The organism is Nocardia salmonicida NBRC 13393, from assembly GCF_001613085.1.
GTDB lineage: Bacteria > Actinomycetota > Actinomycetes > Mycobacteriales > Mycobacteriaceae > Nocardia > Nocardia salmonicida.
In genome coordinates this window covers 128,799-153,293 of sequence record NZ_BDBR01000013.1, presented here as the reverse complement: position 1 = coordinate 153,293, position 24,495 = coordinate 128,799, and the positions used below count along the sequence as shown (strand labels likewise).

Below are 24,495 nucleotides of genomic sequence, written 5' to 3'. Positions count from 1 at the left end.
AGTAGGGTCATGGGGTGACATCTGGGCGGACACGACACAACTACACCGGCACCTCGGTGGCCGAACGACAGGTCGAGCGCCGAGCGCTGTTCATCGACGCGGGACTGACCGTGTTCGCGGAGAAGTCGTACGCCAACAGTTCGCTGACCGATGTGTGCGCGGTCGCGGGGTTGTCGCGTCGGCAGTTCTACGAACAGTTCGCCGGGCGCGAGGAACTGCTCGTCGCGGTGTACGACGCCGTGCAGGACAAGGCGGGGGCTGCGGTGGCCGAGGCGCTGGCGGCGGCGGAATCCGACGATGTGCGCGCACTCATCGATGCGGCGGTGCAGGCGTACGCGAAGGCGATCACCGACGATATCCGTTGTGCCAAAGTCGCTTTCGTCGACATCGTCGGGGTGAGTCCCGAGATCGAGAAGTATCGGGCGCAGGTCAGGGATCGATGGGGCGAGGTGGTCGCCGCGATCGCGGCCGGGCGCGACGGGGTACGGATGCCGCCCGGCGGATGGCGGGTGCCGATGGCGGCGTTCATCGGCGCCGTGAACGGCGCCGTGCACCAATGGAGCCTGGACGACCCTCGACCGCCCGTCGACGAGCTGGTCGATGTCTTCTCCACCATCCTGAACAGCCTGATCTCGGCGGCACCTGCCGGCAGCTGATTGCGATCCACGCCACACTCATGCCATAGTTGCCGCAATTGAGACGAAGGAGTCTCAATAGATGTGAGGACTGTGCGCGATGAGATCTCCCTTCGTTCAGCGATGGCTCGCCCTTGCCACCGGCTTGCTCGCGGCGGCAACAGTGGTGACGGCCGGGCCGGTATCGGCCGAGCCGGCGGCCCCGCCGCCCCCGCCGGTGATTCCGCTGCCGCCCGAATTGGATCCGGGCTTCTACCTGCCGCCCGCCGACGTGGTGGCGGCGACGGCGCCGGGCGCGATCATCGCGGTCCGACAGGTTCGGATCGCCGATTTCGGCCTGCTGCCGATCGATGTCGACGCCTGGCAGGTGTCCTACCGATCCAACAACAGTCGTGACGAGGCGATCCCCGCGGTCGCCACCCTGATCAAACCGCGCGGGCAGGCCCCCTCGCCGCGCAAGCTGCTGTCGGTGCAGCTGGCCGAGGACTCGACCGCGGGCTACTGCGCGCCGTCCTATGCGCTGCAACATCTTTCGGTGGCCGCGGTGGCGGGCCAGATCGTGGTGCCCGCCGAATTCCTGTTCGCGCAAGCGGCGCTGTCGCAGGGCTGGGCCGTGGTCGTCCCGGACCATCAGGGTCCGAATTCGGCCTACGCGGCCGGACCGCTGGCAGGCCGGATCACCCTCGACGGCATTCGTGCGGCGACCGGCTTCGCCCCGCTCGAGGTGGGACCGACCGCGCCGGTGGGGCTCTACGGCTACTCCGGCGGTTCCATCGCGACCGGCCATGCCGCCGAACTGCGCAGCACTTACGCGCCCGAACTGAACATCGTCGGCGCGGCCGAAGGCGGCGTCGGCGCCGATCTCAGTGCCGCGTTGAGCATGGCGAACAACCAGCTCACCTCGGGTCTCGTCTTCGCCGCCGTTCTCGGGCTCACCCGCGAGTACCCCGATTTCGCCGCCTATCTCGACGAGCGGCTCGACCCGCTCGGCAAAGCGCTGACCGCGATCAAATCCCCACTGTGCGTGCAGTATCAGTCGGCACTGCTGCCGTTCCTGAATCTGACCGGCATGATCGGCTCCGACGGCAATCCCCTCGATGATCCGCCGGTCGCGGCCATGATCGCCGACACCCGCATGGGCAAGTCGGTCCCCGATATGCCGCTGTTCCTCTGGCATTCCGCCTGGGACGAGATCCTGCCGCTCGCCGCCACCGACACCCTGGTCGACACCTACTGCCGTGCTCCGAACACGTCGCTGACCTACACCCGCGACCATGCCAGCGAACACATCGTCGCGGAAGTGGTCGGCGGTCCGGCCGCGCTGATCTGGCTCCGCGACCGCCTCGACGGCATCGCGGCCCCCACCGGCTGCACCATCTCCGATGCGGGCACCATGGCCGCCACCCCCGGCGCCCTGGATTTCCTCGGCGACTCGCTCGCCGCGAAGTTCGCTTCCCTGTTCGGCATGCCGCTCGGGTAGCCGCTGACTCGTCAACTCGGCGATACACATTGACGTTTGATGTTGATTTGTATCATACTCGCCGAGTTCGTCGATCATGAGCAGGAGGTGCCCCGTTGACCGACAACGCCCGGGCCGCGCTGGAGATTCTTCGCGATGCGAGCCAGTTCAAGTGGTATGTCATTCCGCTGTTGCTGTTGGTCATCTACCTCTACGCGGTCGAGGTCGAGCGGCGTAATTGGAATGTGCTGTTCGCCGGACTCGCGCTGTGGGGCATGGACTGGTTCAACGAGATCTGGAACGCGCTGGTCTTCCACTTCACCGAGCGGGCGCCGGTCTGGGCGGCGAGCGGACCGACGGCCTATCAGATCCTGATCGGGCTGAATATCGAGATCTGCTTCATGTTCGCGATCATGGGAATCGCGGCGGCGAAGATGTTGCCGCCCAGGGAGACCCGGATCTTCGGGTTGCCGAACCGACCGGTGCTCGTCGCGATCAACTCGATCGCGGCGGTGGGTGTGGAGGTGCTGCTGAACAAGGCGGGGGTCCTCACCTGGGATTGGTCGTGGTGGCAGCCGAGCTTCCCGTTCCTGATCTGGATCATCGGGTACGTGCCGTTCTTCGCGGTGTGCTTCTTCGTGCACGATCTGGCGAGCGTGCGAAGCAAGGCGCTCGTGGTCGGCACGATCTTCGGGATCGACGCGATCGCCCTCATCGGTTTCGGCGCGGCGGGGTGGCTGTGAGGCGCGGGCTCCGGCGTTCGGCGCTGATCGCGGCGGCCGGACTGGTATTCGCCGGGGTGACAACACAATCGGCGGCTGTCGCCGATCCGGCGTGTCTGCCGGTGGGTACCGTCGGCACGCCGGAAGTGACAGTCGACGAATCCACCGCCGGACTGGCGGCTTTCACCTCTGCGACGGTCGCGCTCCCCGAGCAGGTGCACTTGCGCACCACCACCGAGTCGTTCAACCGGCGCTGGACGTTCGCCGCCCGCGACGGTCAGGTCTACGTGAAAGAGGCTGCCGCTCTCGGTGGTTGGCGCACCGTCGCGCTGCCGGGCTGTCTGGCAGGCACGATCGCCGGTGTCTCCGCCGACGACGACGAAGTGATGATGATCGACCGCGACGGCCGGTTCATCACGATGGATCACGCGCTCAGCGCCCCCGCGGCGTGGAATTGGAGCAGCCGCTACGGCACTCCGCTGTGGACCGGCCCCGGCAACACCTTGCCGCCCGGCGCGTCGACCTGGTCGTGGTCGGTGCTCTCGCCCAACGAAGATCACCGGTGGACCGATACCGCGGGCAACGAACATCCGGTCGGCGGCGCGAAGGTGTCGCATGTGTTCGCGCTGACCCATGGCGGTCAGCGGATCCAGTACGTCGACCCGTGGCTGCCGGTGGATCACAGCTACGAGATGGGCACTCCGCTCGGTGGGCGGTTCCAGGCCGTCGCATTGTCCACCAGTGCGTCGACTTCGATGGTGGTCAACCGGTTCGGCGACTTCTACACGCGCCTCTACGATTTCGACATCTCCGGCGCGGACAAGGTCTTCTTCCGCTACTCCTACGAAGACCAGCGGGGCCTGCCCGAAGCGCCGGACATGCTCTCCGAGCGCATCGACCCCCGCTTCGCGGCCATCCAGTTGCCCGCACCGGACTGGATCGCGCAGCCGAAGGTGCCCGGCGAGATCACCGACCGCATCTCCGTTCACCGGACCGGGCCCGGCTCGGCGGCGCGGGAGTTGCGCGTCGAAGGTCGCGCCGGTGGCAGGACCGGGTTCTGGCACAAGACGCTCACCGACGAGTCGTGGACCTTCGTCGCCACCGATCAACCGCTATCCGGTGCGGTGCTGGAGAACTCGCCGGTGAACCGCGCGCAGGAGACGCTCGGTCCCGTCTCGCCCTACGACTACCAGGGCGTCTCGTCCCAGGGGTGGACCGCGCGGATCCAGTCCTTCGATCCGGCCGTCTCCCCCACACCGCTGCGGCTCGAATTCGATGACGGGATCGGGCTCGACATCGTGCTGCACACCGTCGACGGCTTACGGCAGACGCCGCAGCAGCCCGGGATCACCGGTCAGCCGCGGTTCTTCGATGGGACCGTCGAGGTGTCGCAGGAACTGCTGGCCACGTTGGATACGCAGCCGCCCGCCGTCCGTGATTTCGTGCGGAACACGTTGGGTGGGCACAGGTTCACCGATACCTCGGTCGATGTCACCGACGCGCGGTTCCATCTGGCCCTGACGGATCTCACCCTGAATCGGCGCTGAGCACACCCCGGGGTGTGCTCAGCTCACCTCCCGGTGGCGAGGTTGGACGCGGTGCAGCAGGACCTGCTCGAGGAGCGCGACGAGGACATCACGGACGGAGTCGCGGTCACGGGCATCACAGTCCAGCACCGGGATCCAGTCGTCGAGGCCGAGGGCTTCGCGGACCTCGTCGAGGTCGAAGCGGGTGGCGTCGGCAAAGCGGTTGACCACCACGACGAAGGGCGTGTGGTGTTCTTCGAAGTAGTCCAGGACCGGATAGCAGTCCTCCACCCGCCCGGTGTCGACGACGATGACCGCGCCGAGGGCGCCGTCGACCAGGTCGTCCCACAGGAACACGAACCGGTCCTGGCCGGGCGTCCCGAACAGGTAGAGGATCAGGGATTGCTCGAGGGTGATGCGGCCGAAGTCCAAAGCCACTGTGGTCGCGGTCTTTTCGGCGCGATGACCGGGATCGTCGATGCCGAGCGAGACCTCGGTCATCGAGGCCTCGGTGACCAGCGGCTCGATCTCGGAGATGGCGCCGATGAAGGTGGTCTTCCCGACGCCGAAGCCGCCGCTGACCACGATCTTCACCGAGGACGGCATTGCTGGTGCCTTAAAGTGCGCGGACAAGGTCGCGGATCCTCTCGATGGCGGCGGTCGACAGTTCGGGCGCGTCACGGACGGTGACATGCCCCGCCGCTGCCAGATCGCTGACGATCACCTTGGCGATGCCGATCGGAACCCGCAGGGCGGCCCCGATTTCGGCGATGGAATGCGGTGTCAGGCACAGCTGCACAACGGTGCGCTCCTCGAACCGCAGCGGCGCCGACAGCGCGGACGGCGGCGCCTGGACAAGGGTTTCGATGCGCAGGCCGTCCAGCACCGGAACGGTGCGGCCCGCGGTGAGCACGAACGGGCGAACGAAGCGGTCGTCGACATCGTCGTGCGCGGTGGGGGTCACCGGCACCGACGGCAGGGGGCCACGCCAGCCCGTGGGCCGGCTCATCGGGATCATGCGCGGGTCGGGCAACCGCGGGAGATCGGGATCTCTCATCTGCGCAACGACTCTCGCAATTCGCTGATCAGCAGCGGGTCGAGCAGTGATCCGGCGCGTTCGGCGAGGACGGCCATCTCGTAGCCGACCAGGCCGACATCGCAGCCGCCGTCGGCGATCACGCCGAGGCAACTGCCGTCGCCCAGTGCCGACACCAGCAGGAAGCCGCGCTTCATCTCGATCATGATCAGCTTCAGACCGTCGAAATCGTAACTGCGCGAGGCACTGCGGGCGAGGCTGGACAGACCCGACACCATCGCGGCGAGCCGGTCGGCGCCGGTGCGGTCGAGGCCGTCCGACATCGCGATCAGCAATCCGTCGGAGGAGACGGCGACGGTGTCGCGTACGCCGTCGGTGTTGCGGACGAAATTGCCGAGCAGCCAGTTGAAGGTGTGCGGATCAGTGGTCGGTAGGTGGGTGGTCACCGGGTCTCCTTGGGTCTGGTCCGATCGTCAGCGGGTGGGATCGAGTGGGGTGGCGGCAGAGTCGGTCTCGCCGCCGCGTTCGTGGCCGGTGCGGAACGAGGAGAGCATGCTGCGGGTCTGGTCGGGGGTCCGTTCGGCAACCGGGGGACGGGCCTGCTCGACGGCCGGATCGCGGCGGGGTCGCTCCGGTGCGCCGGTGACCTTGGTGCGTTTGCTGCGTTTGACCAGGCCGTTGCGTGTGCGTTCGACGGCGGGGGCACCGGCGGGTAGCTCACGCGGCTGCTCTACCGTCGAGCCGTTGTGGCCTCGGGCTGCTCCCTCGGAACGCTCCGGAATCACCGCGCTGTAGTGATCGTCGGCCGACGATCCGTTACGGACCGCACCGTCGCGCGGTGAGTGCGTGGATTCTGTTGTGCTGCTGAGGAATTGCGCGTAGGCAGAGCCGTTGGACGAATGGTTCACCGAGGTCTGACCGTTGCCACTGCTCGGTCCGAATTCCACGGTGCGGCTGTGCCGAGATCGGCCGTTGGTGCCGGACCACGTGGTGCCGTCGCCGGGGAGGGCGTGGGAGGAGCCCGAACCTGCCACACCGGCGGGGATCTCGTGGTGTCGTGGCGTCGTCGAGCCGACCGTGACGCCATTGCGGGCCTGCCCTACCGAGTGGCCTGCGGCATCGCCACGCCCGGCGATCGCCACCGTGCTCTTGCCGGTGGCGACCGCACCGTTGCGCGTCGGCATTGCCTCGTACACCCCGGAACCGGACGACTGCGCGTCCACCACGACGGTGGCATCGCGCTCCAGCGCCACGAGGTCCGCCGAGCCGGTACCCACTCCGGAGCCTCGGTTGGCGCCGTTTCTGGAGTCGGCTGTCTGCCCGGCCTTTTCGTCGGCGAGCAGCGACGGCGGGAGGAGCAAGCGGGCGACGATGCCGCTGACCGGTGACGTGTTCAGTTCCACGTCGATGCCGAGGCGACCCGCCAGCCGACCGACCACGTAATGGCCGAGGTAGCGAGTGGAGGCGACGATGAAGTCCTGCTCCCCGCGCAGCCGGGCGTTGGCTTCGGCGAGTTGTTCGGTGGGCATACCGACGCCGTGGTCGACAACGGCGAGCAGGTAGCCGCCCGCGACCTTGCGGCCGTACACCTCGACCTCGAGATCGGGCGGGGAGAAGGCCAGCCCGTTCTCGATGAGTTCGGCCAGAATGTGGGCCAGTTCGCTGACAACGGCGCCGGTCACCGCGATGTCGTCGATCCGGCGCAGCACCACTCGCCGGTAGTCGTCGACCTCGGACAGTCCGGCCCGGATCACGTCGGTGAGCGCGATCGGTTCGGCCCACCGGCGCGGGCTGGCCTCGCCGACCAACACCAGCAGGCTTTCGGCGTTGCGCCGCATACGGGTGGCCAGGTGGTCGAGTTCGAACAGGTTCGACAGAGCTTTCGGGTCGAGTTCCTCGCGCTCGAACTCGCTGATCAATCCCAGCTGACGCCGCACCAGGTTCTGATTGCGGCGGGCCAGGTTCGCCATCGATTCGGTGGTGTTGCGCCGCACCAGCGCCTGCTCGGAGGCGAGGTCGAACGCGGTGGTCTGCACCCGATCCAAAGCGCTCGCGACAGCGGCGATCTCGACGCTCGCACCGCGCGGCGTGCGCACCGGCGCGGGCGGATCGGGATGGGCGTCGGCGGCGCTGTGCCAGGCCTCGATCACCTCGGGCAGTCGCGTGGAGGCGACATCATCGGCCTCGGTGGCCAACCGGGCCAAGGGGCGGACGATAGCCCTGATGCTGGCGAGGACGAGCGCGAACTCGGCCGCGATCGCCAACAGCGCGGCCGCGGCGAAAGCGGCGAGCATCAGCGCGGCGTCCAGACGGAGTTTCTCCGCCCGCGCGCCGACGTCGTCGCCGATGACCTGCTGCACGGTTCGCTGTTCGTCGATGACCGCCGTCATCTGTGCCCACCACACGGCCGGGTCGACCGGTTGGATCAGCGGACCCAGCGTCGAGGCGATCGCGATGTTCTCCGATTCGGTTGCCCGCGTGGCGTTCTCACTCGCGAGCACCGCGTCGAGACGAGCCTGCTGGGCGGGCGTCGCGTCGTGGCCGAAGGCGGTGAGCGCGGCATTGCGGGCCGCCCGGATGTCGAGGAACTGCACGTACTCCCCCGACGCGAATTCCCCGGCGGCGAAGACGCCGTTGAGGAACCCGCGCTCACGGGCCGTGAATTCCTTCGCGTCGCCGAGGGCGTAGAGCGCTTGCAGGCCGTGCCGGACGGCCGGGTCACGCGCCTGGTCCAGACCGAGCGAGAGACGGTTCAGCGCGTCGATGCCGTCGGTGTAGAACTGGAACGCCGCCTGCCGGGTGACATTACGATTGTCGACCTGGGAGCGGATCGCGGGCAGCCCCGCCAGATGGCCCAGCGCCGAGCGCACCTCCCCCGCACCTGGCGGGTCGCCCACGACGGCGTTCACCAGGGCGCGCAGGGCGGCGTCGGTGCCCGCGCGCTGGTCGGTGACGGGTTGACGCAGGCGCTGATCACCGCCGAGCAAACCGTTGCTCAGACCTCGCTCGCGCTGCACCTGCTGCACGAGGTCCTGCGCGGCCAGCGCGACCGCCACGGCGTCCACGGTTTCCCCGCTGCGACGGTAGGCGCTGACCTGGGTCGACATGGTCAGCCCGAGCAGCGCGAGCACCAACACCAGCGACACCACCAGGATCCGGGCGAGCTGACCGGAGATGGTGCGCGGCCGGATCAGCGCGACGCCGGGCCGCTGCCCTCCAGCGCCGCCGTCCGATCGGGTTCCGGTCGGGTTCGGCCGGGAACGTGCACGCACACCTACTCCTTTGCAATGCCACCGCAACGTCGGTCACGGTGGCCTACGGAAAGACAGGTGCAAACTTGCACTCCGCGCGGTGCGCGGTCAATGCGGAACGGTGTAAAGCAGCAATTCGTGCGCTGATCTAAACATGCCGGAAATTCAGCGGGCTTTGTGTAGCCGAATGCTCACAGTCGTATCGGCAGCGAGTTGGCCGACCGGTTCACTGCCGGATACATACGGGTCACCAGAGATCGTGACGCGCAACACATTTGGCGCGGCCGATCAGAAGGCGCAATTCAGTGCCGACTCTATACCGGTTGCGACGATGCCATGCAAATCGAGAAGTGAAGTCGTGTCGATCAATGCGCATTGCCGAACGGTATTCGTGGAATTACTCGCCGCCGAGAATTCCCAGCACCTGATCCGAGTAGAAGAACGGCTCCAGGCGTTCCCTGATCAGCCCGGCCAGCACCCCGTTGCGCTTGGCGGACTCGATGACGGACGGACCGTAGCGCAGGATCTCGGCACTGATGTCGTCGGCGTCGAGACCGAGTTCGGGCAGCATCGCCGAGAGGGTGTGGTTGCCGTACCTGGTGTAGAACACCTCGACGCACTCGCGCACGAGCAGGCCGAAGTACTCCTTCTCCCTGGTCGTCACCGCGATCTCGTAGCAGATCTGGACCAGCTCGTTGAGGTCCTTCTGGGTGAGGTATTCACGCAGGCCCGCGACGGGCTCGTCGGCGTGCAGGTCCCAGAATTCCATCGCGGCCGAGTGCACCGGGGCGTCACGCAGCATGTCGCGGATCGCGTTGTTGGTGCGCTTGAGCGCGAACAGCGCGCCCTTGCCCGCGAGGTCACCGACGAAGGTGCTGTCGGCCGCGACCTTCTTGGCCCGATTGGCCGCGGTCTGACCCAGCGACATCAGCGAGGAGACGCCCGGAATCTTCTCGGCGCGTTCACGATTGGCCTGCATGAAGTCGCCGATCAGCTTGTCGACGAAACGCGAGGCCACGGTGGCGACGAGCGGGCTCTCGGTGAGCCGGTCCAGGATCCGCTCCTGGGCCTGGTGCATGCCGAAGATCTTCTCCAGCAGCGCTTCCACCGGTTCGCGGTCGACGACGTCGCCGAGGGTGTATTCGGTGTTCGACGCGATGTGGTCGTAGATGGCGTCGGAGAAGATGCCGACGGTATCGGCGATCACGGGGCTGCCGCCGATGCGGTCGAACACCGTGGCCACCGTCTGTTCGCCCTGCTCGAGGGAGACCACGTCGCCGAACCGAATCGTCTCACCGACGGCCAGCACGGCGGCCACGTCCCGGGCGATCACCTCGGCAAACCGGTCACCGGTCACCTCGGCGAGCAGGAATTCCACCTGCGCGTCGAGCAGTCGGTCGGCAATCTGGCGCGCCTGCGTCATTTGTGTCCACCCATCACGGTCGTTGCTCGAGGGGAGGACGCGTGGCTACTTGTCGCCGGAATCGTTGCCCTGCACCGATTTCCGGATCTGATCCAGCCGCTCACGCGCGGCTTTTTCCCGCGCCTCCCACTGTTCGTCGACGCTGCGACCCGCGGGAGTCTGCCGGTCGAGCTCGTCCATTCCCTGCGCGGTGCCGAAACGCTGCTCGACCTTATCCCGAACCGAGTCGAATGTCGGCACTCCGGAAGTGGAATATCCGCCGGTGGCGGCAGGTGCGCCGGTCACCGGCAGTCCGGACGGTACCGGCGGTACCGGGATCGCGCCTCCTACCTGCCCGGATGCGACGGGCACCACATCCGCGTCGACGACGTCGGTGTCCAGAGTCACAGGTGATCCGGTATCGGCATGACCGATGTCGGCCTGGGCCAGTGCGGCGGCGACCGCGACGAGCCCGGGACGTCCGGCGACCGCGGCGCGCAGCACCGAAACCAGCTCGTGGTCGGGTAGCGCGGCCATCCGGCCGAGGAGTTCGCTCGTTTCGCTCATACCGCCAGGCTACGCAGCATCAGCGACCGCCGACCAGCGTTATCGCGCCGCCCAGTCGGCGATGATCTCGGCCCACTCGGCGCCGAGCGTGTCGATCACATCGTTGTGGCCCGCGCCAGGGACCACGATCAGCTGTTTCGGGTCCTGTGCCGCCGCGTACAGGCGTTCGGCGTGGCGCAGTGGCAGGAGTTCGTCGCGGTCGCCGTGCATCATCAGCACCGGGACGCGCAGGTTCGCGATGCGCCGCAGGCTCGGATACGCGTTCGGGATCAGCGGAGCGGGCAGGAACGGGTAGACCGAGCGCGCGGCGGCGCGCATGCCGCTGAACGTCGACATGAGGATCATGCCCGCGGGCGGATATTCGCCCGCCAGTTCGAGCAGTACCCCGCCACCGAGGGATTTGCCCAGATAGTAGACCCGATCGGGATCGACTTCCGGTTGGTCGAGCAAGGCTTGGCGGGCGGCTCTGGCGTCGAGGTAGGTGCCCTGTTCGCTCGGGGTGCCCGTGCTGCGACCGAAGCCGCGGTAGTCGAACGCCAGGACGTCGAAACCGGCTCCGACCAGCAGCGCGATGATCGAGACGCGGTCGCCGATGGTGCCCGCGTTGCCGTGCGCGTAGAGGATGTGGCCGCGCGGGCGCGCGGCGCGCACGAACCAGCCGTGCACCTCGATGCCATCGGCGGTGCGCATGGTCAGATCGCGGTAGTCCAGCCCCAGTGCCGCCGGGGTCTGGGCGAGGTGTTTCTCGGGGTGGTAGACCAGTGCGTTGAGGACGCGTGTCGCGGGGTGGCGGATCACTTGCCGCGACCCGCCTGGAAACCGAAGTCCCAGTGGTAGAGGCGGGCGATCTCCACGACGCCACCACCCGGTTGACCGGCGGGCGGTCGGACGAAGGCGCCTTCGCGACGTACCACGAACTCGCCGTTGACGTTCTCCAGTACGAACAGCACCGCATCGCGGGAGTTGTCGGTGCAGCCGTCGAGCGTCATCTCGATGGGCGCGGAATTCACCGTGTTCAAAGTGACGGTGGCGTGCACATTGCGGAAATCGCTGGCACCGTCGTAGATCGAGGCGAACACGAGGATGCGCCGGATGAACTGGGTGTAGTCGAGGTTCACCGACAGGTTCTCGCCGGTGATGCTGGCGCCGGTGCGGTCGTCCTGGTCGAGGTGGATGAACGGCGGTTCGTACAGGGCGCCGAAGCGGCGGTCGAGGGCTCGCACGGAACCGATGGCGCCGTTGACCAGTTCGAAGAAGCAGCACAGGTCCAGGTCGATGTTCTTGCCGCGGAGTTTGCCGAAGAGACGGCCGGTGGCGGCCATCGAGGTCCAGTTGAGGTTCACGCGCAGGACGCCGCCGGTGGCGCCGTGTTTGGTCAGGGAGACAGACGGGGCTTCTTTGGTGAGCGAGACCTTGGCCAGATTGACCGGAGGTGGTGGGGGCGGGGCGAATTGGGGGTGCTGCTGCGGCGGCGGGTACGGCTGGGACTGATTCGGCGGGAACGTGGGAGTCGGCGGCGTCGGAGGTGGGGTGCTCGGCCGGTTCGGCTGGGGCGCTGGGATGAACGGCTGCGTCGGCGGTGCGTAGGACTGTTGCTGGTTCGGCTGGCCCGAGGCGTATGGCTGTCCCTGCGGCTGCGGGGGTGCGGGCGGCGCGGCGGGGGCATCGTCGACGGAGATGCCGAAATCGGTAGCGAGCCCGGCCAAGCCGCTGTCATACCCCTGACCGACGGCGCGGAATTTCCACGCACCCTGGCGTCGGTACAGCTCACCGAGCACGAAGGCGGTTTCGGTGGTCGCCCCGCTGCTGTCGAAGCGCGCGACCTCCGCACCGTTCGCGGTATCGATCACCCGGATGTAGAGCCCACGGAACTGCCCGAACGTTCCCCCGTCGGCGGAGGCGGCGAGCACGATCGTCTCGATCTGCGGCTCGACCTGCGCGAGGTTCACCGACAGGGCGTCGACAACGGTCTGCCCCTGCTGTTTTCCTTCGTACCGAACGGCCCCCGAAGGATGCACGGCCTGGTTGTAGAACACGAAGTCGTCATCGGAGCGCACCTTCGCCCCGGCGAGCAACAGCGCGGAGGCATCGGCATCGGGCACGCCCTGCCCCGACTGCCAACCCAATTCGACGCGGACCGCGGAGGCAGGCACCGCAACATTGGCGCCTTTCATCATCGACACACCGCCCAACCTATCCCGCGCCCGACCCGTCGCCCCTACTCCCCCGCATTCCGGCGCGAGGGACAATCACACACGACGAAGGCCGCCCGGTGGAACCGGACGGCCTTCGGGTGTCGAGTACGGATCAGCCGCGCAGTTCGGCGCCGACCGCGGTGGCGGCCGAGGCGACGGCGGCATCGCGAGCGGCGCTCGCCTCGTCTTCGGTGAGGGTGCGGTCGGGGGCACGGAAGCGCAGGGCGTAGGTGAGGGATTTGCGGCCCTCGCCTGCCTGGGCGCCTTCGTAGACGTCGAACAGGGCGATGCTTTCGAGCAGATCGCCACCGCCGGTGCGGAGCGCGGTTTCCACCTGCGCGGCGGGGACGGTCTTCTCGACGCTGATCGACACATCCTGCAGGACGGCGGGGAACGCCGAGATCGTCGGGGCGGGCAGGGACTCGGTCAGCGGCAGGGCGTCGAGATCGACTTCCAGCGCGCAGGTGCGCGGCGGCAGACCGGCGCGCTCCAGGACGGCCGGATGCAGTTCGCCCGCGTGACCGACGACGACACCGTCGACGAGCAGTTCGGCGCAGCGGCCGGGATGCCACGGCAGGTAGTTGGCGGATCGGCGTTCGATGACGATTGCGGCCGCGTCGGCGATGTCGTCGACCAGCGCGAAGGCGTCGGCGGCCTCGGCCGCACGGCCCGGCCCCCACGGCCCACGCGGGTCGTGCTTGCCGCTGAGCACCGCGGCCACGTGCACCGGCTGGGCCGGCAGCGAGGCTTTGAGCTCGGCGATCTGCTCGTCGGTGGGACGACGATCCACCGGCAGCGCCTCGACCGAGTGGGTCTGCGCGCCGGGCAGCACCACCTGGGCGATGCCGTAGATGGTCAGGTCGCGCGCACCGCGGGAGATATTGCGGATGGCCACTTCCAGTAGTCCCGGCAGCAACGTGGTCGCCAGTTCGGGGCGGTCGCTGTCGAGGGGGTTCAGCACGCGAGTGGTGTTGCGACGCGGGTCGTCGGCGTCCAGACCCCACACCTCGAACACCCCACCGGGCAGGAAGGCGGGCGGCGGCACCTCGACGGCGCCGGCGAACGCCAGTGCCCGGCTCACCGCGCGGCGACGCTGCTGCTGCGCGGTCAGACCGCGGCCGCCGGGTGCGGTCGGCAGGATGGATGGGATCTGCTCGAGCCCTTCCAGCCGCAGGACCTCTTCGACCAGGTCGGCGGGCTGGGTGAGGTCGGGGCGCCAGCTCGGCGGGGTCACCAGCAGCTGGGTCTTGCCCGCGTCGTTGACCTCGATCTCGACGCCGGCGCCGATCTGGGCCAGCCTGCGCACGGAGGTGCCCGCCGGGTAGGTGACGCCGGCGACGCGGTCGGGCAGGTCGATGTCCATCGCGATCGGCGCGACCGGCTCCAGGGGCACCCGGATGTCGGTGAGCGCGGATTCGATGGTGCCGCCGGTGATGTCGGCGAGCAGGGTCACGGCGCGGTCGAGCGCGGCGATATTGATCTCGGGATCGACGACCCGTTCGTACCGCTTGCCCGCCTCCGAGGAGAGCTTGTGGCGGCGCGAGGTCCGGTACACCCGCAGCGGGTTCCAGACGGCGGCTTCCAGGACCACATCGGTGGTCTCCGGCCCGACCTCGGTGCTCGCACCGCCCATGACACCGGCGAGGGAGATGACGCCGGAATCATCGGCGATCACCACATCCTCGGCGTCGAGGGTGCGCTCGGTGTCGTCGAGAGTGCGCAGGGTCTCGCCCTTGTGCGCCGAGCGAACGACCAAGCCGCCGTGCAGCTTCGCCGCATCGAAGGCATGCAGCGGCTGACCGAGCTCGAGCATCACATAGTTGGTGACGTCGACGGCCGGGGAGATCGGACGCATACCCGACAGCATCAGCCTGCGCTGCAACCACAGCGGGCTCACCGCGTTCGGGTCGATCCCGGTGACGCGGCGCGCGCCGAAGCGGGTGCAGTCCGAATCGTCGTCCAGGCGCACCGCCCAGGCGAGCTCTTCGGCCTCGGGCAGCGTGCGCACGGCCGGGTCGGCGTATTCGAGGTCGAAGCCGCAGGCCAGTTCGCGGGCCAGGCCGCGCACCGAGAAGCAGTAGCCGCGATCGGGAGTGATGTTGAGTTCGATGATGGTGTCATCGGTGCCGAGCAGCACGTTCGCGTCGTCGCCCGGCTGCGCGGAACCCGGCTCGAGCACCAGGATGCCGTCGTGATCCTTGCCGATGCCGAGTTCGGCGACCGAGCAGATCATGCCGTTGGAGGTGTGACCGTAGGTCTTGCGCGAGGAGATCTTGAACCCGCCGGGCAGCTCACCGCCGGGCAGCACGACCACGACGAGGTCGCCGGCCGCGAAATTGCGTGCGCCACAGACGATTTCCTGCAACTCGGGGTTGCCGACATCGACCTTGCAGAAGCGGATCGGCTTCTTGAACTCGGTGAGCTCGGTGATCTCGGCGACGCGACCGACGACCAGCGGCTTGTCGATGTCACCGCCGATGGGCTCGAGCTTGTCGACCTCTTCGACTTCCAGACCCACCCGGACGAAGCCCGCGTCGAGCTCTTCCGCCGACACCGACCACTCGGGGGTGGTGCGCTGCAGGATCTCGGTCAGCCAGGACTGTGCTACTCGCACTTGACGTTTCGCTCTCTCTCTAAGACCGGATACCGAAGGGCAGGGTGAACCGCACGTCACCCTCGACGATGTCGCGCATGTCGGCGATCGTGGTCTGGAACTGCAGGGTGCGTTCCATGCCCATACCGAACGCGAACCCGGAATACACCTCGGGATCGATGCCGCTGGCGATCAGGACCTTCGGGTTGACCATGCCGCAGCCGCCCCACTCGATCCAGCCCGCGCCGCCCTTCTTGTTCGGGAACCACACGTCGACCTCGGCCGACGGCTCGGTGAAGGGGAAGTAGTTGGGGCGCATGCGCGTACGGGTCTCGGGGCCGAACATGGCCTGCGCGAACGCGTCGAGGACACCGCGCAGGTGCGCCATGGTCAGGCCCTTGTCGATCGCCAGACCCTCCACCTGGGAGAACACCGGGGTGTGGGTAGCGTCGAGCTCGTCGGTGCGGAAGGTGCGACCGGGGCACGCGACATAGATCGGCACCTCGCGCTCGAGCATGGACCGCACCTGCACCGGGGAGGTGTGCGTGCGCAGCACCTGGCGCGAACCCTCCGGGGCGATGTGGAAGGTGTCCTGCATGGTGCGCGCCGGGTGATCGGGCAGGAAGTTCAGCGCGTCGAAGTTGAAGTGCTCGGTCTCCACCTCGGGACCCTCGGCGACCTCCCAGCCCATCCCGACGAAGAAGTCGGCGATCTGCTCGGAGATGACGGTGATCGGGTGCCGGGCGCCGACGGGCTGACGACGGGCGGGCAGCGTGACGTCGATCTTCTCGGAGATGAGCACCGCCTGATCGCGCTCTGCCAAGAGCGCGGCACGGCGCGCCTCGAACGCCTCCGACACCCGCTTGCGCGCGAGGTTGACCCGCTTACCGGCCTCGGCCTTCTCCTCCTTGGACACACTGCCCAGCCCACGCTGCGCGAGCGCGATCGGCGACTTGCCGCCGATGAAGTCGGTCTTGGCGACCGCCAGCGCGTCCAGATCAGCCGCCGCGGCAAACGCCTTCTCGGCCTCCGCCGCCGCTGCCGCGAGTGCCTCCTCGGTCAAAGAGGCGTTTTGCTCGACTCCACTGTTGTCGTCGGCCACGATCTTCTCGACTCTCCCCTGGGGATCGGTTCGCGGGCGCGTCATTGCCATCCCGCATCGGTGCTGCGTAAATCCTATGGGATGGGGTTCCCGCGATTCATCCGGATTACTCGCGAGCCGATCGTCGCTGGTCCACGGGTCCGAGGCCGGACCGACCAGTCCAGGTCAGGACGATGATCGACTGACTCGCGCTCGGGGGTCCTGGCCGCCACGCCGCCGAACTGACACGCCCATCTGTGGACGCGCACTCTGCCCGCCGTCGAATGGGCGACTCGGTCGATAGCCGTCGAGCTTACGGACCCCGATGGTTCCGCACCGGCTCCCAGCAGGTCGACGACGAGCAGTTCTCGGCCGAGTCGGCGGAGTAGCCGAAATCCCGCGACCACATCGTGTTGCTCACCTGTCCCAAGGGCGGGAGTTCCGTGCGGCCTGTGGCAACCGGCGCGAAATCGACTGTTTCTCAGAGCAATCGGAAAGCGATCGGAATCGGAGGGAACCGAATGGGTTCGGGGCGCGTCCAAATGATCAAACACACCAGCGTGTTCGACTCGAGAACAGGACGACTCGATGGCTGAACAGACCTGCGATCCAACGCCGCCGCGGGGGCGGCGTGCCCGGCGTACCGCTCCTGGGAGCGGTCTTGCGTTGTGTGGCTTCGGGATACGGCCCGCGGGGCGACATTCGTCTCCGCGTGTGGAGAGTTTGTGTGCGCGTCGTCCCGAACGGCGCGAGGCCGCCCCGGAACAGGGGCAGCACCCGGATGGTGTCGGGTGACGGGGATCGGCGACCGTCGGGGCGGATCGCCTGCCGGTTCGGCCTATGTTCGGTTCCAAGGTGCCCAGCCCAATCGGCACGGCGGCTATCCAGGCGTGTTCGGGCTGGTCAACGGGTTGTGGATGGAGGGGCAGTTGAGCGCCGAGGAGGTCCGGTTCCGGCGCTCGGGCAATGATTGGTTCAGTGAGAATCTGACGAATCCGAGCGATGTGGATCCGCGCGTGTACGACCGCGAACTGCATCCGGGGGCTTCCTCGTGGTTCAAGTCGAGCGCGGTGTCGATGATCGAGCGCGTCGGTGGCTATCTCGCGATTCTCGACGCCCACGGGATCGAGTGGGAGCGACGGGAGTCCGACGCGCCGGGAACCGTCATCTATGACGATGCCCAGCAGGTGGTCGTTCAGCCGAACCGCAGTCGGCCGGGGCAGCCGACTGCGGTCGGTGGCTATTCCGCGGGCTTGCTGTGACGCGGAAGGAAAACCGCTACCACCGCGGCGAAGGCGACTAGAGCGGCGCCGACCCACACGGCGGGAACCAGCCCATCGACGTAGGACTGGGGGTCGGTGTAGGAGCCGTAGGAGGCGAACACCGAGGCCAGGACGGCGATGCCCATGGCCACGCCCACTTCGCGGACGGTGCTGCTGATGCCCGATGCCATGCCCTGGTCAGCGGGGGAAGCGCTGGCCATGACGATGGTGGACGAGGGGGCGAAGGTGAGACCCATGCCGATGCCGCCGAGGACGAAGGGGGCGACGAAGGCCAGGTAGGGGACGTCGGCGGTGGTGATCATCGCCATCCAGGCGAGCGACACCGCCAAACAGAGCTGGCCGATCGCGATGAGCGTGCGGGCGCCGACACGGTCGACGATCAGGCCGGCCAGTGGCGCGACGACCATCGGAACCATCGTCCACGGCATCGTGCGGATGCCCGATTCCAGCGGCGAGTAGCCCTGCACCACCTGGAAGAACTGAGCGAGCAAGAAGATCGAGCCGAAGACACCGGACGAGAAGCCGAACGACACGATGAAGCTCAGGCTCAAACCGCGGGATCTGAACATGCGCAGCGGGAGCATCGGGTCGGTGACGTAGGTTTCCCAGGCGACGAACGCAACGAGCAGCGCGACACCGCCGATCAGGGCGGTGAGCACCTGCGGTGCGGTCCAGCCGTCGTCGGCACCGTGGATGACACCCCACACGAGCGCGAGCACGCCACCGGCCGAGAGCAGCACGCCCAGGTAGTCGAGTTTCCGTGCGGCGCCCCGTGATTCAGCGAGCATGCGCGCGGCGAACGGCAGCGCCAGCAGACCGATCGGGACATTGAGCCAGAAGATCCACTGCCAGTTCAGGCCGTCGACCACCGCACCACCGACAACGGGCCCGACCGCGACACCCAGACCGGCGATGCCGCCCCAGATGCCGATCGCGGCGCTGCGCATCGTCGCGGGCACCGCGGCGGCGAGCAAGGTGAGCGACAACGGCATCACGGCCGCACCACCGACGCCCTGCACCGCACGAGCCGCGATCAACATCCATGGTTCGGTCGCCAGCGCGCACACGCCGGAAGCGACGACGAAGATGCCGATACCGGCCAGGAACACCCGGCGGCGGCCGATCCGGTCACCGAGGGCCGAAGCCGACAACAGCAGCGCGGCGAAGGACAACGTATACGCGTTGATGAACCACTGCAGGTCCGAAAGCGAGGCTCCGAGTTCCGCTTTGATCACCGGCAGGGCGTTCGTCACGACGAGGTTGTCCAACGTGACCATGAACATCGGAATGCCGACAGCGGCGATGACCGCGCCGAGCGGTTTGGTCTTCGCCCCGGAACTCGCAGGCGCTTCGGCCGCTCGCGCGTCGCCGGATTCGAGTGTTTGCGTCATGCCGCACCCTTAGTTGTTATTGACTGATAACTACTCCTATGGTTATGCATCGGCTGATAACATGTCAAGAGGCAAACGATCGAGGAGGCAGTGACGTCATGACGCGAACCCGGATGACCGCATCCGAACGCAGCGCGCAAGTACTCGAAGCCGCGATCCAAGCCTTTGCCGAATCCGGTTATGCCGCAACGAAGACCGACGAGATCGCCCGGCTCGCGGGGGTTTCGCAGCCCTACGTGATCCGACTGTTCGGCACCAAACAGCAACTGTTCCTCGCCTGCCTGCTCGAGGTCTGCACCCGCATCGAACAGGTCTTCCGCGACGCCGAGATCGCCCCCGGCGCCGACACCCCGGAGGCACTGCGCACCCTCGGCCACGGCTTCGACGTGTTCCTGGCCGAACGCGAACTCCCCCTGATCCTGCTCCACGGCGTCGCCGCCAGTGCGGACCCGGCGATCGGCGACCACATGCGCGAGCGGTTCGGGCGCATATACCGCCTGATCGGCGAACTCACCGGCGCCGACACGGCGGAATCGCGCCGCTTCGTCGCCACCGGCATGCTGCTGACCATCATGACCGCCATGCAGGTCGCGGGCAGCAATGCGATCCCACTCCCCTGGGCCACCGAAATCCTCACCGACTTGCGCAGCGTCACCACCCCCGAGTGCTGAAGCCCGCGACCGGTCAATGCGCGAGGAGGGCAGGCCAGTTCTGCGCGCCCGCCCAGTCGGCAAACGAGTGCCAGGCGACATCGGGGTAATCCCGGCGCAGGCCGGTGACGTCGACATCGAGTCCGACGGTGGCGAAGTATTCGAACATGGCGGCCAGATCTTCGGAGTGGCGGCGAACGACGAAGATCGGGACTTCGTGGTGCGCGATCGGGCGATCGATGGCAACGGCCAGCGCGGCAGCGAGTCGGTCCGGGGTGAGTTCGTCGGCGGCGAGGTCGATGCGGCGGTCCGTGAATTCCGCGCGACGATCGAGCGCGAGTGCGGCGAAAGCGCCGATGTCCTCGGCGCAGATGAGGGTGAGCGGCTGGTCGGCGGGCATCGGCCAGGCGAAGGTGCCGTCACGGAGGCCGTCCAGGGTCCAGCCGGTGGCGTAGTTGTCCATAAAGGCGGCGGGCGCGATGACGGTCCACGGAACGCCGCTCGCCCGCAGGTGCTCTTCGATCGCGAATTTGCTGTCGTAGTGCGGGATTCCGGTGGCACGATCGGCGTGCGCGGCGGAGGTGAAGACGATGTGGCCGACGCGCGCGGCGACGGCGGCGTCGACCAGGGTGATGCCGTGGCGAGTTTCGACCATGGTGTCGGTATCGAACGGCGTGGTCACGGCGAACAGGGAATCGACGCCCGTCAGAGCGACGTCGAGAGAATCGCGGTGGTCGAAATCCGCGTAGTGAACCTCGGCACCGAGAGCGACGAGCGCGGCGGCGGTAGGGCCTTCTGGAAATCGGGTGAGCGCGCGGACGCGATGACCCAAGGCGAGCAGGGCGCGAGCGGTGGCTCCGCCTTGCGCGCCGGTGGCGCCGGTAACGGCGATGGTGAGCACGATGTTTCCTCCGGTATGATTTGCTGTGTGGCGCATTAACTGTGCCATGCAGCAATCTAACCGATTTAACTGCGCCGCGCAGCTAATTAAGAGGGTGATCCGGATTACAGAGCAGAGTCGACGTGCCCGCTATGCGGAGTTGTCGCGCGTCTCGCGGCAGTACATGGCCTCGTACGTCCTGTTCAACCAGGCTGTCGCCGACCATCTGGGCCTGCACCCCACCGATCTGCAATGCCTGAGCCTGCTCACCGCGCAGCCGCGGCCACTGACCGTCAAACAGATCGCCGACATGACCGGGCTCACCACCGGCTCCGCCACCCGTTTGGTCGATCGACTCGAACGCAACGGCTATGTGCTGCGCGAACCCGACGCCGAGGACCGCCGACGAGTCCTGGTCTCCCCCGTGCCCGAGCGCGTCGCCCGCGTCACCGCCGTATGGGACGACCTCGGCGAAGGCTGGCAAGCGCTACTCGATACCCACACCGAGGACGAGCTCGCGGTGATCACCGAGCACATGCGCAAGGCCGAACAGCTCAGCCACACCCAGATCGAACGGCTCCGGGGCCGGAGCGCACCGTCGTGAGTACTACTTCGCGTGCTGGACGCGGGCACTCGCGTAGAGGCAGATAGCCGCTGCCGCGGCCAGATTCAGGCTTTCGGCGCGGCCGTGGATGGGAATGCGGATGCGGTGATCGGCGCGGGCGGCGACGGCGGGGTCGAGGCCGTGGGCCTCGTTGCCGAAGAGCCAGGCGACCGGTCCGCTGAGGATGTCGTCGGCGGCGTCGAGGTCGACCTCGCCGGTGGCGGCGGTCGCGAGGATCGTCACGCCGGCGGCGGAGATCGCGTCGAGCGTCGCGGTGATATCGCGGCTGCGGGCCACGGGGACGTGGAACAGGCTGCCCGCGCTGGCGCGCACGCATTTGCCGTTGTGCGGGTCGACGGTCTCGCCCGCCAGCACCACACCGTCGGCGCCGACGGCATCGGCGACCCGGATCAGGGTGCCGGCGTTGCCGGGTTCGGCGATCTCAACGGGGACGGCGAGCATGCGCGGGCCACGGTCGAGGATCTCGCCGAGCGGCACGTCGACGAGTTCGCACACCGCGACAAGGCCGGGCGCGGTGACGGTTTCGCCGAGATGTTCGGCGGCGCGATCGCTGACCAGGGTGGTGCGGACGCCGTCGGCGGCGGCACCGGCGATCAGCGCGTTCTCACGACCGGCGGCCGCGAGCGAATAGAAGATCTCCCGGACGCGACCGGTCTCCAAGGCGGCGGACACGGCGTTGGCGCCCTCGGCGAGGAACAGGCCGGACTTGCGGCGCTGGGCCGCGCGCTGGAGCTTGACAGCGGAAACGACCCGCGGGTTGCGCTCGGAGAGCGCGTCCACGGGTCGTTCCGACAGATCGCTATGTGTGGTCAAGCTCAGGCAGCGGTGGCCGGGGCGTTGACGTCGGCCGGCAGTGCGGCCTTGGCGACAGCCACCAGGCCGGCGAAGGCCTCGGCGTCGGAGACCGCGAGCTCGGCGAGGATCTTGCGGTCCACCTCGACACCAGCGGCCTTGAGGCCCTGGATGAAGCGGTTGTAGGTGATGTCGTTCAGACGCGCGGCGGCGTTGATACGAGCAATCCACAGCTTGCGGAAGTCACCCTTGCGCGCCTTGCGGTCACGGTAGGCGTAGGTCAGCGAGTGGAGCTGCTGTTCCTTGGCCTTGCGGTACAGGCGCGAACGCTGGCCCCGGTAGCCCTTGGAGGCCTCGAGGATGGAACGGCGCTTCTTCTGAGCGTTGACGGCCCTTTTGACGCGTGCCACTTTGGTAGTCCTTGATCATCTGGGGGCGCGGCGGCGCCCGAATTCGGTAGTTGTCGGCGTCCGGTTGTCCCGGCCGCGGAATCGTCGGGTTGCGACGGTCGAGCTGACCCGAAGGTCAGGCGAGACCGAGCAGCCGCTTCACGCGGGGGACGTCGACGGAAGCGACGGACTCCGTGCCTTCCAGACGACGAGTCCGGCGAGAGGACTTGTGCTCCAGGAGGTGGCGACGGTTCGCCTGCTCGCGAAGCAGCTTGCCCCGGCCGGTCACCTTGAATCGCTTCTTGGCGCCGCTGTGGGTCTTGTTCTTCGGCATGGATTCCTCTATCTAGTCGTTGAAATCGTTTACTGCGGGTCGGCCGGCGCAGCCTGCTCGGCAGGCGCGGCCTGCTCGACCGGTGCGGCCGTCTCGACCAGCGCGGCCGGTTCGGCGCTGGCGGGATCGGTCGGCAGCGGCTGACGTGTCGCCGCCGGCGCCGAGGAGTCCTGCTGGGCCTTCACCCGGGTCTTCGCGCCCTTGTGAGGAGCGAGGACCATGGTCATGTTGCGGCCGTCCTGCTTGGCCGAGGTCTCGACGAACCCGAGATCGGCCACGTCGGAGCCCAGACGCTGGAGCAACCGGAAGCCGAGTTCGGGACGCGACTGCTCACGACCGCGGAACATGATCGTGACCTTGACCTTGGACCCGGCTTCGAGGAAGCGAACGACGTTGCGCTTCTTGGTCTCGTAGTCGTGGTCGTCGATCTTCGGACGGAGCTTCTGCTCCTTGATCACGGTCTGGACCTGGTTCTTACGGGACTCGCGCGCCTTCTGCGCGGTCTCGTACTTGAACTTGCCGTAGTCCATGATCTTGCAGACCGGCGGACGGGCATCGGGTGCTACCTCGACGAGGTCGAGGTCGGCTTCGAGCGCGACGCGTAGTGCATCTTCAACACGCACGATCCCAACCTGTTCGCCGCCGGGTCCGATGAGACGAACCTCGGGAACACGGATGCGATCGTTGATGCGGGTCTCAGTGCTGATGGGGCCTCCTAGGTCAAGCGGTGTCGTCTTAACGACCGCACGCAATAACTGCAACCCCTGTTTCAACACGAAAGCCCCGGTGCGGTATTTCTCCGCCACGGGGCCCGATGTCGACCGATCGCCCACAGCCGAAGCCCTCACAGGCTCGGTTGTCGACCCCCGCGTGCCAGGCACACGGGAAACCCACCACAATGAGCGGGTGACCGGGACCGTTTATCCGAACGATTGCTCGCCGGTAACGGTGGGAGTCGGGCTCCACTTATCTGCCCCACGGATGCATGACACATCCAGGGGCGGTCGTCAGCGAACAGCCTAGCATGGCGTTGGGCTATGACCGAATCGCACCTGGCGCGAGCATCCGGAATCCGGCTCGCTATAGCCTGATCAGCATGACTGACGAGCTCGATCCTCCCGTGCGCGACCTGGCCGACATCCCCGCCGTCGAGGTGATCAGCCGGGCCGCCGTGATGCTGATGAGCTCGGCCGCGGAGAAGCTGGGCCTGGCCGAGGAGACCCCGGATTCGGGTGCGGGCGTCGACCTCGACGAGGCACGCCGGGTGATCACCGCGCTGGCCGGGCTGGTCACCGCGTCGGTGGAGTACCTCGGCCCGCACGCGGGTCCGATCCGCGAGGGCCTGCAGGCGCTGCAGCGCGCCTTCCGCGAGGCGTCATCGGTGCCGGACGCGCCGGGAATGGGCCCCGGCGAGAAGTACACCGGCCCGGTGCACTGAAAGTTCTGCCAACGAAAAGATCCGCCGACGCAGAGCGTCGGCGGATCTTTTCTGTGCTGCGAACGAACGTCGCGACTCAGACCACGGGGGTCGGAGTGGGGCCACCGGGGGTGACCGACACCGCCGATCCGGAGGAGATCATATTGGCGAGTGCGGCGAGCAGGGCTGCGCTTCCGGTATCCATTACAGGCGTTCCTTTCGATCCAGGTCAGACGGTCGGCTTGGTGGGCTCGTAAGCCAACGATG

At 67.6% G+C, this 24,495-nt stretch carries 24 protein-coding genes; 8 read left to right on the top strand and 16 right to left on the bottom strand.

Translation table 11 applies throughout. The annotated features are described in order from the left end of the window. Positions 1 to 14: 14 nt before the first annotated feature. From NS1_RS16425 to NS1_RS16410, 4 genes are all read left to right on the top strand, one after another. Positions 15 to 656: a TetR/AcrR family transcriptional regulator gene (locus tag NS1_RS16425; protein WP_062985570.1), complete on the top strand. Its 642-nt coding sequence runs from the start codon at positions 15 to 17 to the stop codon at positions 654 to 656. Between the two features lie 79 nt (positions 657 to 735). Then, the gene (locus NS1_RS16420; protein WP_062985569.1) at positions 736 to 2,115 is read left to right on the top strand and encodes a lipase family protein; all 1,380 of its coding nucleotides are present in this window, start codon (positions 736 to 738) and stop codon (positions 2,113 to 2,115) included. Positions 2,116 to 2,210: 95 nt separating this feature from the next. Further along, the gene (locus NS1_RS16415; protein ID WP_062985567.1) at positions 2,211 to 2,837 is read left to right on the top strand and encodes an AF_1327 family membrane protein; all 627 of its coding nucleotides are present in this window, start codon (positions 2,211 to 2,213) and stop codon (positions 2,835 to 2,837) included. Further along, complete coding sequence (locus tag NS1_RS16410; RefSeq protein WP_063816161.1) at positions 2,834 to 4,363, top strand: hypothetical protein; 1,530 nt, start codon at positions 2,834 to 2,836, stop codon at positions 4,361 to 4,363. The genes NS1_RS16415 and NS1_RS16410 overlap by 4 nt, the downstream gene beginning before the upstream one ends. Before the next feature lie 18 nt (positions 4,364 to 4,381). Here NS1_RS16410 and NS1_RS16405 read toward each other — a convergent pair whose 3' ends face one another. The 10 genes from NS1_RS16405 to pheS form a co-directional block, all read right to left on the bottom strand. Further along, positions 4,382 to 4,948: a GTP-binding protein gene (locus tag NS1_RS16405; protein ID WP_056824418.1), complete on the bottom strand. Its 567-nt coding sequence runs from the start codon at positions 4,946 to 4,948 to the stop codon at positions 4,382 to 4,384. A 10-nt stretch (positions 4,949 to 4,958) separates the two neighbouring features. Continuing rightward, on the bottom strand, positions 4,959 to 5,399 hold the full coding sequence (locus tag NS1_RS16400) for a DUF742 domain-containing protein (protein ID WP_056824421.1): 441 nt from the start codon (positions 5,397 to 5,399) through the stop codon (positions 4,959 to 4,961). Next, positions 5,396 to 5,824 (bottom strand): roadblock/LC7 domain-containing protein, encoded by a 429-nt coding sequence (locus tag NS1_RS16395; protein ID WP_056824424.1) that lies wholly within the window; start codon positions 5,822 to 5,824, stop codon positions 5,396 to 5,398. The genes NS1_RS16400 and NS1_RS16395 overlap by 4 nt, the downstream gene beginning before the upstream one ends. Before the next feature lie 27 nt (positions 5,825 to 5,851). After that, complete coding sequence (locus tag NS1_RS16390) at positions 5,852 to 8,650, bottom strand: sensor histidine kinase (protein ID WP_062985563.1); 2,799 nt, start codon at positions 8,648 to 8,650, stop codon at positions 5,852 to 5,854. Positions 8,651 to 9,026: 376 nt separating this feature from the next. Continuing rightward, positions 9,027 to 10,052: a hypothetical protein gene (locus NS1_RS16385; protein ID WP_062985561.1), complete on the bottom strand. Its 1,026-nt coding sequence runs from the start codon at positions 10,050 to 10,052 to the stop codon at positions 9,027 to 9,029. Between the two features lie 45 nt (positions 10,053 to 10,097). After that, entirely contained in the window at positions 10,098 to 10,598 is a 501-nt protein-coding gene (locus NS1_RS16380; protein WP_062985559.1) for a PspA/IM30 family protein, read from the bottom strand. Positions 10,599 to 10,637: 39 nt separating this feature from the next. After that, the gene (locus tag NS1_RS16375; RefSeq protein WP_255284560.1) at positions 10,638 to 11,396 is read right to left on the bottom strand and encodes an alpha/beta hydrolase; all 759 of its coding nucleotides are present in this window, start codon (positions 11,394 to 11,396) and stop codon (positions 10,638 to 10,640) included. After that, positions 11,393 to 12,775 (bottom strand): TerD family protein, encoded by a 1,383-nt coding sequence (locus tag NS1_RS16370; RefSeq protein WP_063816160.1) that lies wholly within the window; start codon positions 12,773 to 12,775, stop codon positions 11,393 to 11,395. Before NS1_RS16370 ends, NS1_RS16375 begins: the two co-directional genes overlap by 4 nt. Positions 12,776 to 12,905: 130 nt before the next feature. Continuing rightward, the gene (gene pheT / locus NS1_RS16365; protein WP_062985555.1) at positions 12,906 to 15,407 is read right to left on the bottom strand and encodes a phenylalanine--tRNA ligase subunit beta; all 2,502 of its coding nucleotides are present in this window, start codon (positions 15,405 to 15,407) and stop codon (positions 12,906 to 12,908) included. Positions 15,408 to 15,426: 19 nt separating this feature from the next. After that, positions 15,427 to 16,488: a phenylalanine--tRNA ligase subunit alpha gene (gene pheS / locus NS1_RS16360; RefSeq protein ID WP_062985691.1), complete on the bottom strand. Its 1,062-nt coding sequence runs from the start codon at positions 16,486 to 16,488 to the stop codon at positions 15,427 to 15,429. A 770-nt stretch (positions 16,489 to 17,258) separates the two neighbouring features. Between pheS and NS1_RS16355 the strand changes: the two genes are divergently transcribed. Continuing rightward, the gene (locus tag NS1_RS16355; RefSeq protein ID WP_218019931.1) at positions 17,259 to 17,729 is read left to right on the top strand and encodes a hypothetical protein; all 471 of its coding nucleotides are present in this window, start codon (positions 17,259 to 17,261) and stop codon (positions 17,727 to 17,729) included. Here NS1_RS16355 and NS1_RS16350 read toward each other — a convergent pair. Further along, a complete protein-coding gene (locus tag NS1_RS16350) occupies positions 17,708 to 19,141 on the bottom strand; it encodes a DHA2 family efflux MFS transporter permease subunit (protein WP_062985553.1) in 1,434 nt (477 codons plus the stop codon). The genes NS1_RS16355 and NS1_RS16350 overlap by 22 nt on opposite strands. Before the next feature lie 98 nt (positions 19,142 to 19,239). On the opposite strand from NS1_RS16350, the gene NS1_RS16345 reads away from it, so the two are divergent. Further along, positions 19,240 to 19,812 (top strand): TetR/AcrR family transcriptional regulator, encoded by a 573-nt coding sequence (locus tag NS1_RS16345; protein WP_062985551.1) that lies wholly within the window; start codon positions 19,240 to 19,242, stop codon positions 19,810 to 19,812. 13 nt (positions 19,813 to 19,825) lie between these two features. Here NS1_RS16345 and NS1_RS16340 read toward each other — a convergent pair whose 3' ends face one another. Beyond that, positions 19,826 to 20,692, bottom strand: a complete 867-nt coding sequence (locus NS1_RS16340) for an NmrA/HSCARG family protein (RefSeq protein ID WP_062985685.1) — start codon at positions 20,690 to 20,692, stop codon at positions 19,826 to 19,828. Positions 20,693 to 20,786: 94 nt separating this feature from the next. Here NS1_RS16340 and NS1_RS16335 point away from each other — a divergent pair, with 94 nt between their 5' ends. Next, positions 20,787 to 21,275: a MarR family winged helix-turn-helix transcriptional regulator gene (locus tag NS1_RS16335; protein WP_218019930.1), complete on the top strand. Its 489-nt coding sequence runs from the start codon at positions 20,787 to 20,789 to the stop codon at positions 21,273 to 21,275. Positions 21,276 to 21,278: 3 nt separating this feature from the next. On the opposite strand, the gene NS1_RS16330 is transcribed toward NS1_RS16335, so the two are convergent. The 4 genes from NS1_RS16330 to infC all read right to left on the bottom strand — a co-directional run bounded on the left by NS1_RS16330 (position 21,279) and on the right by infC (position 23,572). Further along, positions 21,279 to 22,076 carry a TrmH family RNA methyltransferase gene (locus NS1_RS16330; protein ID WP_062985684.1) on the bottom strand — a complete coding sequence of 266 codons (798 nt, stop codon included), beginning with the start codon at positions 22,074 to 22,076 and terminating at the stop codon, positions 21,279 to 21,281. Positions 22,077 to 22,111: 35 nt separating this feature from the next. After that, positions 22,112 to 22,498 carry a 50S ribosomal protein L20 gene (rplT, locus tag NS1_RS16325; protein ID WP_019046423.1) on the bottom strand — a complete coding sequence of 129 codons (387 nt, stop codon included), beginning with the start codon at positions 22,496 to 22,498 and terminating at the stop codon, positions 22,112 to 22,114. A 115-nt stretch (positions 22,499 to 22,613) separates the two neighbouring features. Beyond that, on the bottom strand, positions 22,614 to 22,811 hold the full coding sequence (gene rpmI, locus NS1_RS16320) for a 50S ribosomal protein L35 (RefSeq protein WP_056824456.1): 198 nt from the start codon (positions 22,809 to 22,811) through the stop codon (positions 22,614 to 22,616). 29 nt (positions 22,812 to 22,840) lie between these two features. Continuing rightward, positions 22,841 to 23,572 (bottom strand): translation initiation factor IF-3, encoded by a 732-nt coding sequence (gene infC, locus NS1_RS16315; RefSeq protein ID WP_062985683.1) that lies wholly within the window; start codon positions 23,570 to 23,572, stop codon positions 22,841 to 22,843. Positions 23,573 to 23,907: 335 nt separating this feature from the next. Between infC and NS1_RS16310 the strand changes: the two genes are divergently transcribed. After that, the gene (locus tag NS1_RS16310; RefSeq protein WP_056824843.1) at positions 23,908 to 24,249 is read left to right on the top strand and encodes a DUF1844 domain-containing protein; all 342 of its coding nucleotides are present in this window, start codon (positions 23,908 to 23,910) and stop codon (positions 24,247 to 24,249) included. Positions 24,250 to 24,495 lie beyond the last annotated feature (246 nt).